This window comes from Vibrio sp. 10N.222.55.C6 (genome assembly GCF_041473395.1).
Classification (GTDB): domain Bacteria; phylum Pseudomonadota; class Gammaproteobacteria; order Enterobacterales; family Vibrionaceae; genus Vibrio; species Vibrio crassostreae_C.
The window spans coordinates 1-2,409 of the sequence record NZ_JBFRSD010000157.1; the positions used below are offsets into that span (position 1 = coordinate 1).

Sequence of the window (2,409 nt, forward strand, 5' to 3'; positions counted from 1 at the left end):
AAGCACATCACTATTTTGTTCCACCTTAATCAAATGTCTATAAACATACTCATCAAAACGAGTCCAATAGTGATTTATTGTAGAGACATAGGATTCAATTACTTTCCCCACTTCAACTGCTTGTTGCTCTGAGTATTCACTTTGCCCACATTGAGTTAGCACTGAGGCGTATTGTTGCCCGTATGTATCACAAACATATTTAACCGCCTCTAGAGTGGATAAATCATGGTCTTTTGTTATTGCTTCTAAAGCCTGAGCCCATAACGAATCAGCTCTTCCATCCCAAAAATACCAGTCTTGCTCAGCAACTCCGCGAAGGCTCAATGCACGGATTGGCGACCCGTTAACTTGTTCTGATAGGTTATCCACATCCTGAAAATTGTGTTCAGGCACATGACAAGATGCACAACTTATATCTTTACCCCTGCTCAGACCTAGGTCATGAAACAACCGTTCACCAAGTTTGGCTTGCAATGAAAGCCCCTCTTTCCTCTCGGCACGATAATGAACATCTAGCATCGTTCGCTTTAGCAACGTTTCCTCGTAGGGTGTAATAGGCTCTGAAATGACTTCAGGAGAGGAGCTCAACCATGTACCAATAACAAGTGCGGAACTAACGAACATCAAAAGACAGAATACGAACCGTTTCATTGTCTCGACTAATCTGTATTTTCCATTTCCCTGGCATATTAAACATTAAACCCTTCACTACACATTGCTGTTCGCCCGTGCCACTAACCACTGGGTTAGTGGGTAGACCGTGATTGTGACCCAACATATAACCAGAAACTTTTAGGTTCTCACAGTCGGTATCGGGCTTTTCAAATTTAAAGGCGTATATAGTATTGGTAGCCATACTTTGTGCTTCGTTTTTAGCAAACACGTCAAAAGAGTAAAACAAGCACATAGCCCCTATAGACAGCACGATAACAAGCATATTCATGGTTTCAGTCTCACCCTATTTTGAGCTCCGCGAGAGTAATCCAATTGCGCGGTATAGACAGTATCTTTGTTCCACGACACTATGACTTGGCCATCGTGAATACCAAGGCTAGGAAAACCTGTTTTCCGATCTAGACTGAGTATATCAAGGGTGTCGGAATCTATGCGATTGCCATCCAAATGGTATCGGTCTACTTTAAGTTCAGCTTTACCACCGTTTACCGCTAAGTAACTAACAATCACATGACCATCATGTAGTACGGTATCGACACGGCCAATCGTTTGTTCAGATACTGTGATACTTTTTCCAAACGTTTTGCCATTGTCCAGAGACACCGCGAGCTTAACTTGCGGCTGTTCATTAGGCGCAGTAAACCACACCAATGCTACATTCTTGCCCGATGCTGCGAGCGAGGGTCCATTGACAGGACACCCGGCTATGCTCCAACTATCTTTAGGGACACTTTCTGAGTGCAACCACTTCCCGCCGACTAGGCGTTGAACACGGATATCTCGGATTTCGTCATCACTGCGATCTCGATAAGCGACAATGATCCCTTCTTCCGTTGTCGCCGCAGCTGTAGTACAACAATCGCAAACGCGTTCATCCACCAACCATTCTTGGTTTATTTTTCCACCTTTGAACATAGCAGCTCTCAGTGTCATTGCTCCGCTATGTCCATGATGGTTACGCTGATCATCGCCATGTTCAGTTGGTGATTTGGTGTTACGACCGTCTAACCACGTAATGAACGTCTCTAAGCCGCTTTGCTGCATAGAAACGAAGCCATGTTCGGCATCTACACCGTCACGGTGCGGGGTAAAAGGCTGGGCCCAGCTTTCCCCACTATCTTCTGAATAAGTGACACGAACTCGATAATCGTATTTACCTGAGTTGGTTTTCTCCAACCAGTGAGCGCGAACTTTATCCCCATCAACAAGTACACTTGGGTAATCCGCCCAATTATTGAACCAGTTACTGCCACTCAAAACCGTTGTCGGCACATTCCATTCATTTCCTTCAAGTAGAGAGTATTTTAAAGTCGCGACAGAACCTTCAACCTCGACCCAAGACAACACAGTTTGTTGGCCGTTCGAGTATAGACGAGACATAGCCGCTCCCTCTTCAGCTGGCGTAGCAACTAGACTAACCTCTGTGGCAAAGCTGGTATTAGGTAATATACAGGCAAGGCTAAGTAGAAATTTCTTCATAGTCTAGAGCCTCTTATCGCGAAATTTTAGCGCGTGCATAATATCGGTATAACTCTGTGCACCGTAAAGGGCCTGAACGACTTGTCCCTGAGACATTATGTATGTGGTTGGCAATACAGGAGGTAGTCGTGTATCGTGCTTACCTTGTTTGTACACTGGGTACTCAATGCCCAGATTTTTGATGACTTTTTGCGTGTACTGATCGCTATCTTGGTCAAAGTTTATACCTGCTACACTCACACCTTGTTGACTAAG

Annotated in this window: 3 protein-coding genes and 1 pseudogene; all 4 read right to left on the minus strand. The window is 44.7% G+C overall.

The window, feature by feature from the left end; all coding sequences use genetic code 11:
* Positions 1-588: cytochrome c peroxidase (locus AB4486_RS23010; protein WP_372118828.1), on the minus strand; the 588-nt coding region annotated here is incomplete at its 3' end.
* Positions 589-613: 25 nt separating this feature from the next.
* Positions 614-943 (minus strand): hypothetical protein, encoded by a 330-nt coding sequence (locus AB4486_RS23015; protein WP_017068476.1) that lies wholly within the window; start codon positions 941-943, stop codon positions 614-616.
* A complete protein-coding gene (locus AB4486_RS23020) occupies positions 940-2,055 on the minus strand; it encodes a hypothetical protein (RefSeq protein WP_017068475.1) in 1,116 nt (371 codons plus the stop codon). Before AB4486_RS23020 ends, AB4486_RS23015 begins: the two co-directional genes overlap by 4 nt.
* A gap of 102 nt (positions 2,056-2,157) precedes the next feature.
* Positions 2,158-2,409: pseudogene (locus AB4486_RS23025) on the minus strand (TlpA family protein disulfide reductase); the annotation flags it as partial.

Bases quoted from the DNA above. Each gene is read 5' to 3' on its own strand.
- AB4486_RS23020 (WP_017068475.1), bottom strand. From the start codon at position 2,055: ATGTCTCGTCTATACTCGAACGGCCAACAAACTGTGTTGTCTTGGGTC.
- AB4486_RS23015 (WP_017068476.1), bottom strand. From the start codon at position 943: ATGAATATGCTTGTTATCGTGCTGTCTATAGGGGCTATGTGCTTGTTT.